The organism is Erwinia sp. JUb26 (genome assembly GCF_003751505.1).
In the GTDB taxonomy this organism is placed as follows: Bacteria; Pseudomonadota; Gammaproteobacteria; order Enterobacterales; family Enterobacteriaceae; genus Erwinia.
Window position 1 is genome coordinate 353,834 of record NZ_RJVB01000004.1, and the last position, 7,077, is coordinate 360,910.

Here is a 7,077-nt window from a genome sequence, read left to right on the forward strand (position 1 = left end):
TATCATGGACATTACCGCAATTCAGGTCGTTCCCGGCCCCGCTAACTACTATTCCCATCCCGGCGCGCTGGCGCGTCTGACCGACTTCTACACTGAATCGCAGCTTTCACAGGCCGTCTGGCTTTACGGCGAGCGGGCCATTCATGCCGCACGCCCGTTCCTGCCTGCGGCCTTCTCGCAGAACGGGGCTCGCCATCTCCAGTACGGCGGTCACTGTACTGACCCGGATCTGGCCGAGCTGGCTCTGGCCGCCGGTGACGACCGTCAGGTAGTGATTGGCGTGGGCGGCGGTGCGCTGCTCGATACCGCCAAGGCGCTGGCCCGCCGACTGAATCTGCCGTTCGTTGCCATCCCGACCATCGCGGCCACCTGCGCCGCCTGGACGCCGCTTTCGGTCTGGTATAACGCCGCCGGTCAGGCCTCGCACTATGAAATTTTCAACGATGCGAATCACCTGGTGCTGGTGGAGCCGGAGGTCCTGCTGCAGGCACCGGTGGAATATCTGCTGGCCGGGATCGGCGATACGCTGGCGAAATGGTATGAGGCCGTGGTGCTGGCACCCGAGCCGAGCAAACTGCCGCTGACCGTGCGTCTGGGGATTGATACCGCCGCCACCCTGCGCGACGTGCTGCTGACACAGAGTGAAGCCGCGCTGGCAGACCAGCAGAAAGGTGAGCTGAGCCAGGATTTCATGGACGTGATTGACGCCATTATTGCCGGGGGCGGCATGGTGGGCGGCCTCGGAGAGCGCTTTACGCGTATTGCCGCGGCGCATGCGGTGCATAACGGCCTGACTATTCTGCCGCAGACCGCACAGTATCTGCACGGCACCAAGGTGGCCTACGGCATTCTCGTACAGTGCGCGCTGCTGTCGGATGAGGCCGCCACGCGTCAGCTGATTGCGGCCTATCAGCGCTTTAATCTGCCGACCACGCTGGCGGCGCTGGGCGTGGACGTCAACGATCCGGCACAGATCGATCCGGTGATCGCGCATACCCTGCGACCGAAGGAATCTATCCATGCCCTGCCGGTTCCCGTTACGCCGGAAAGCCTGCGTGCAGCCTTCCTCTACGTTGAGTCATTAGGACAGTAAAACGGACAGTCGGCTCATCTTTACGCACGGTAAACTCGATTTTTATCCACAGAATCAGGGGATAATTCAGTGAGTAACTGTATTGAACCTGAGAAGAAACACCATGTAAAACTCATTAACAAACTGATAGGTAATGAGTTTTTTATTTCCCTAAACGGCCAGAGACGGATCCACACCGTGGCCGATTTTATCACCGATAATTCAGACGAATCCGCTTACGGTGCGTGACAATGTCACTGAATGCCCGCCGCGCAATGAGGCATGGAGTACAGGGCATTTTTTGCTATTCTGTCAGCGCGACTTTCCCGTCACAAGCCTAACGAGTAAACCATGATGAAGGACAGAACAGATATGGCTCAGCCCCGTGAAGATAAAACCAAAATTATCGGCGTGGTCAGCGATGAATTTACCAACCCCTACACCGTTACCCTGCTCAACGAGCTGAGCCGTCAGCTAAACGCGCGCGGCTGCGTCACGCTGCTGCTCAACGTAAACTCACGCGACGGCCTGCATGCTGCGCTGAGCAGCGCGGCACAGCTGAAACCCGACGCGCTGGTTTTCCTCTCCTCTCTTTGCAGTGACGAACTGCGCATTGTCGCCGATAGTCTGCCGCAGGTTCCGGCCATCTATATCGGCACTGCCGCGCCTGACGCTGCCACAGACAGCATCGGCGTTGATGGCCACACCGCCGGGAAGCAGGTTGCCCGCCTGCTGAGTTCACAGGGCTATTCCCGTTTCGGCTATCTTCAGGCGCAGGCTTCCACGCCCCTGCCGCAGCAAACGGGCTATAGCGAAGGTCTGGCGGCATCACATCAGTCCGTCAAACAGGTGCTGACCGCCGGCGGCTTCGATCGTGAGCACGCGTGGCGCGCCACGCTGGCCTACCTGAAGCAAACCTGGGCTTCCGAACGCATCGATGCCCTGTTCTGTGATAACGACGAACTGGCGTTTGGTGCCCTACAGGCGGTACGTGACTTTGGCGAACGGGTCCACGTTGGCGTTGTCGGTTCTGGTGACACCAGCGAAGCGCACTCCGCGACCTGGCACCTTACCAGCCTGTCACAGCGCAGCGATCTGCTGGTTGGCGAAGCGCTCGGGCGCCTGCTGGATAACCGCAGCGAGACGGAAGGCGCATGGCGTCACGGTGAACTGAAAGTCCGTCACTCTCACCTGAGTCGCGAAACGTTCAGTGAACCGTCTCAGTGCGGCTGCGCCATCCGCCACTGATCCTGACCAACGGCGTCACGATCTTTTTACCTGTAAGCCAGCCCGCAATCGATCGCGAGCTGGCTTTTTTATTGGCGCTGAACGTGATCCTGACCAAAGATCCCTTAAACAACCACTGTAGTAAGAGGATCCTCTCCGGATATCCACTGTAGAGAGAAGTACGCTGAAATAACCACTGGAGAGAGCATTAACCACTGTAGAGAGTGATAACCACTGCAATGAGCAGATAACCACTGCGGTGAGAATACTATCCACTGTGATGAGTATCTGATGAAAGAAGTGGGGTATACAGTGCGTGAACAACAAAGTTAGTGGTTACTGACATGCCAGAAAACAAGGCGTTGCAGGTTAGTGGTTACCAGGGCGTCGCAGAATAACCACTGTAGGGAGTACCGCCACTCATTACAGTGGTTGCCTTACTCTCTACAGTGGTGGTTACCGATGGGCGGGATTAGGATCGCTCACTACAGTGGATGATGAATTGACGATCTTCTCTCTACAGTGGTTACTTAATCCGGTTTTCGACCTTTGCGGATTTTCTCCAGCAGCTCCAGTTCTTCCCGGGAGAGCATCACCATCTCCCCTTCTTTCTCGGCGCTGTCAGGGATGTCATCAAACTCATCTTCGCCGAGATCGGGCAGGCTGAGAGGGATATCCGCCGGGCGCAGCTTGGGCCGCCTGTAGTGGATAACGAAGTACACCACCTTGCCGCGCTTCACTTCCGTATAGTCGAGATAGCCGATTTCTTTCAGCTGCTCCATCGCCTTACGCACCGTGGCATTCTGGGTGATGGTTCGTGAGGTCAGATTCAGCCTTGCCCGCAGGCGGGCCATGGAGATCGGTGCCGGTGACGGCGGCAGGCTCTCAATAAACGTGTAGAGCGCCTGTGCGGATTCTTTACGCGACAGTTCGTTAATCGCCCTGAGCTGCAGCAGCACCTTTTTATCGAACTGATAGAGCTCAAAGATCTTCGGATCCGCCTGCAGGGTCACGGAGTCATTTTTGGTACTGTATTTTGCCGACTGAACCAGGTGAGTCACGTAGTACTCCCCTTCTTTGCTGCTGAAGGCAATGGTGTTGGTCGCAATGCGGGTCAGAGACGCATCCAGACGGCTTCTGAGACGCGCAGAGGACCTGACCGAGGGTATCCCACAGAGTTTGGCAAAATCGATGAATGGCAGCGTTACGCTGTCTCCCAGCACCTTGTATTTAGCAAACGCGTGAATGATCCCCACCCAGGTCTTAAAGTCGTTATCCATATCCAGCCGGGCGCCAGTGATCTTTATATTCTCATAGCCTTCCGACTTAACGATCGACAGCTGCTTAAGCTCTTCCGTGACGTCCATCGTCGACATCTGATTTTTGCGCCCGCGCGCGGTGGATTTCAGTGTGGGAACAAACAGCCCAAGCCGCATCAGCGCTACGGGCTGCACGGTATTGTTGGTATTAGGCGTGAGGTTGATAACTTCGCCGGTGCGTTTATCCGTTTCACTGAAAGCGTCGGCTATCATTTTGTTTTCTGGATCTTTATCCGGCATTTTTTACATTCCGTAAACTCACAGGCGAGGATCGCGATTACTGGTTACAGTGGATACTAACACTCACTATAGCGGATGTTCTACTGACTACAGAGGTTTTATTACTCGTCACAGTGGTTAGTTTGCTCCCCACAGTGGATAACAACCCCTTCCAGGAGCAGGCAGGGCGCGGGCTGAGCGCATGCAGGGATCTTTATGGTTCTAATAAGGTTCTTATTGGATCTTGTTACTGGATCTAAGCAGTGGATAAATTTACGGTATTTCAGATCTGAAAAATGTGGATAAGATCCGGTAAATGCGGATCCGGATTGACCTGCTCACTTAACAACCCGCAAGCGGCGCATTTCTGCACAAAATCAGGTTATTCACCGTGATATTTCCCCTCTCCTCACTACAGTGGTTTTGATCCACTCTCTTCAGCCGTTAACCCGCTCACTACAGCGGTTATTTTACTCCCTGTAGCGGTTGTTTTACTCCTTACAGTGGATAACGATCGGGTCTCAGGCCAGACAGGACGAGGCCTAGACGGGTGCGGGGATCTTCTTGGATCTATTTATGATCTATTGAGGATCTAATTATTGGATCTGGCCTGTGAATAACGGGGAAAAAATGCACAAATACGGCGTGGATATGACTAATACAACGATCATTTCTTTCATCCATCCATTTAGAGATAAAAGCCACCTTTATGTTGATAATTCTCTTCGTATGTAGGATTATTGATTTTAAGACGATAAGCTACATAAGTGGAGACATTGATGAATATGGATTCGCATCAGACTGAAAAAATCGCTCAGCGGGCAGGTAAAATGCTGACTTCGCTGACTGAACACATTCAGGCACAGAAAGAAGAAATGCGTGAGAACGAGTACTTTCAGGTCTACGCCAAAGCCGCACTGGCAAAACTGCCCAAACTGACCCGCGCCAACGTTGACTATGCCGTCAGCGAAATGGAAGAAAGCGGTTATATGTTTGATAAACGCGCAGCCGGCTCCTCAACCAAATATGCGATGACTCTCCAGAACATTGTGGATATCTATCAGCACCGTGGTGTACCTAAATACCGTGACCGTCATGCTGAAGCGCTGACCGTATTCGTCGGCAACCTGAAAGGCGGCGTATCAAAAACCGTCTCCACAGTGTCACTGGCGCATGCCATGCGTGCCCACCCTCACCTGCTGTTTGAAGATCTACGCATTCTGGTTATCGATCTCGATCCACAGTCTTCTGCCACGATGTTCCTTAACCACACAAGAGCTGTGGGTATTGTGGAAACGACTTCCGCACAAGCCATGTTGCAGAACGTCAGTCGTGAAGAACTGCTGGAAGAGTTTATCGTCAGCTCGGTTGTACCCGGCGTTGACGTTCTGCCCGCTTCGATTGACGATGCCTTTATTGCTTCCGGCTGGGAGGGTCTGTGTAGTGAACATCTGCCTGGCCAGAATCCTCACGCCGTTCTGCGGGAAAACGTCATTGATAAATTAAAGTCGGACTATGATTTTATTTTTGTCGACAGCGGGCCGCACCTCGATGCGTTTCTGAAAAATGCCATCGCCGCCGCGGATCTGTTAATGACCCCGGTGCCACCGGCACAGGTTGATTTTCATTCAACGCTAAAATACCTCACGCGTCTGCCAGAGCTGGTGAACATTATTGAGTCGTCCGGTTGCGGTTGCCGTCTGTTGGGCAACATTGGTTTTATGTCCAAACTGTCCAACAAACCGGATCACAAAGTCTGCCACAGCCTGGCAAAAGAGATTTTCGGCGGCGATATGCTGGACGTTGCCCTGCCCCGCCTTGACGGCTTCGAACGCTGCGGCGAATCTTTCGATACCGTTATTTCTGCCAACCCGGCAACCTATATCGGCAGCAGCGAGGCGTTAAAAAACGCCCGCGCCGCAGCCGAAGACTTTGCCAAAGCGGTCTTTGATCGTATTGAATTTATTCGCATTAACTGAGGTGCCTGATGAACATTAAACGAAATACTATCGGGCGTACCTTCAGTGCGCCGGTACTCAACAGCGAACCGCAGGCAGAACCGGTCAAACAGATCTTTACGCTGTCATCAGGCAAAAAAGCCGTTTTTACCCGCGTTACCGTCGCGGCAGCGGATGTTGCCAGCAAAACCTTTGTAGTTCAGGAAACCAACGGCCGTGACCAGGCCGCGCTGACGCCTGAATCCCTGGAAGGCATAACGCGCACGCTGCGGCTGCAGCAATTTTTCCCGGCGATTGGCGTGCGTAAAGGCGAGACGATTGAGATCCTCGACGGATCGCGCCGCCGAGCTTCCGCTATCCTGTGTAACGTCGGGCTTGATGTGCTGGTCACGGATGTGCCCCTGACCGCTGCCGAAGCGCGGAATCTGGCGCAGGACATTCAGACCGCGCGCGAACACAACATCCGCGAAGTCGGCCTTCGTCTGCTGGCGCTGAAGGAAAGCGGACTGACGCAGAAAGAGATCGCCGAAGATGAAAATCTGTCGCAGGCGAAGGTGACCCGCGCACTGCAGGCCGCCAGCGTGTCTGCCGAGCTGCTGTCGATTTTCCCGGTACAGTCTGAGCTGACCTACGGCGATTATAAAAATCTGCTCGCTGCGGAAGAGATGCTGACCAGCATGGATATTTCGATACCGGAACTGCTGGATAATATTGGCAGTTCGGTGGAAAGCATCCGTGCTCAGTCGTCGCTGGCGGAAGATGAAGTGAAGAATAAAATCATCGCGGAGATCAGGAAGGAAGCCGCCTTACTGGTGATGACTCCTGAAAAGGATAAAGTTGTCACCACGCCGCTCTGGGACTTCAGCGATAAGAACCGTTATGCGCGTAAGAAAACCCGTGGACGCACCTTCAGCTATGAGTTCAATCGCCTGCCAACCGATCTGCAGGGCGCCATCGACAGCGCTATTGCTGCGGTGCTGGCAAAGCATTTGAAGGGCTGATACTTTATTTTCCCTGCATTGGTGGCGACAGAAAAGGCTAACGATGCAGGGGATTATCACTGATTTCCTCCCTCTTGAATTTCACACCTTTCTCCCCACCAATTTCACTATTAATCATCTGTTTTGAAAGGAATTTCACTTTGAATTTCACGGTGAAATCTCCACAATTTCACTGCCTCAAACCCTCAAACCCTCAAACCCTCAAACCCTCAAACCCTCAAACCCTCAAACCCTCAAACCCTCAAACCCTCAAACCCTCAAACCCTCAAACCCTCAAAGAA

At 53.7% G+C, this 7,077-nt stretch carries 5 protein-coding genes; 4 read left to right on the forward strand and 1 reads right to left on the reverse strand.

Going from position 1 to position 7,077, the window contains the following annotated elements; all coding sequences use genetic code 11:
* Positions 1-4: 4 nt before the first annotated feature.
* The gene (locus tag EC836_RS13150) at positions 5-1,093 is read left to right on the forward strand and encodes an oxidoreductase (protein ID WP_123333759.1); all 1,089 of its coding nucleotides are present in this window, start codon (positions 5-7) and stop codon (positions 1,091-1,093) included.
* Positions 1,094-1,444: 351 nt separating this feature from the next.
* Complete coding sequence (locus EC836_RS13155) at positions 1,445-2,320, forward strand: substrate-binding domain-containing protein (protein WP_123333761.1); 876 nt, start codon at positions 1,445-1,447, stop codon at positions 2,318-2,320.
* Positions 2,321-2,829: 509 nt separating this feature from the next.
* Here the strand turns inward: EC836_RS13155 and EC836_RS13160 are convergent.
* Positions 2,830-3,858: a RepB family plasmid replication initiator protein gene (locus EC836_RS13160; protein WP_123333763.1), complete on the reverse strand. Its 1,029-nt coding sequence runs from the start codon at positions 3,856-3,858 to the stop codon at positions 2,830-2,832.
* A gap of 764 nt (positions 3,859-4,622) precedes the next feature.
* On the opposite strand from EC836_RS13160, the gene EC836_RS13165 reads away from it, so the two are divergent.
* The gene (locus EC836_RS13165) at positions 4,623-5,816 is read left to right on the forward strand and encodes an AAA family ATPase (protein ID WP_123333962.1); all 1,194 of its coding nucleotides are present in this window, start codon (positions 4,623-4,625) and stop codon (positions 5,814-5,816) included.
* Positions 5,817-5,824: 8 nt separating this feature from the next.
* The gene (locus EC836_RS13170; protein ID WP_123333764.1) at positions 5,825-6,796 is read left to right on the forward strand and encodes a ParB family protein; all 972 of its coding nucleotides are present in this window, start codon (positions 5,825-5,827) and stop codon (positions 6,794-6,796) included.
* The last annotated feature ends 281 nt before the right edge of the window (positions 6,797-7,077 follow it).

Coding starts and splice junctions, on each gene's coding strand:
- EC836_RS13150 (WP_123333759.1), top strand. CDS start 5: ATGGACATTACCGCAATTCAGGTCGTTCCCGGCCCCGCTAACTACTAT.
- EC836_RS13165 (WP_123333962.1), top strand. CDS start 4,623: ATGGATTCGCATCAGACTGAAAAAATCGCTCAGCGGGCAGGTAAAATG.
- EC836_RS13170 (WP_123333764.1), top strand. CDS start 5,825: ATGAACATTAAACGAAATACTATCGGGCGTACCTTCAGTGCGCCGGTA.
- EC836_RS13155 (WP_123333761.1), top strand. CDS start 1,445: ATGGCTCAGCCCCGTGAAGATAAAACCAAAATTATCGGCGTGGTCAGC.
- EC836_RS13160 (WP_123333763.1), bottom strand. CDS start 3,858: ATGCCGGATAAAGATCCAGAAAACAAAATGATAGCCGACGCTTTCAGT.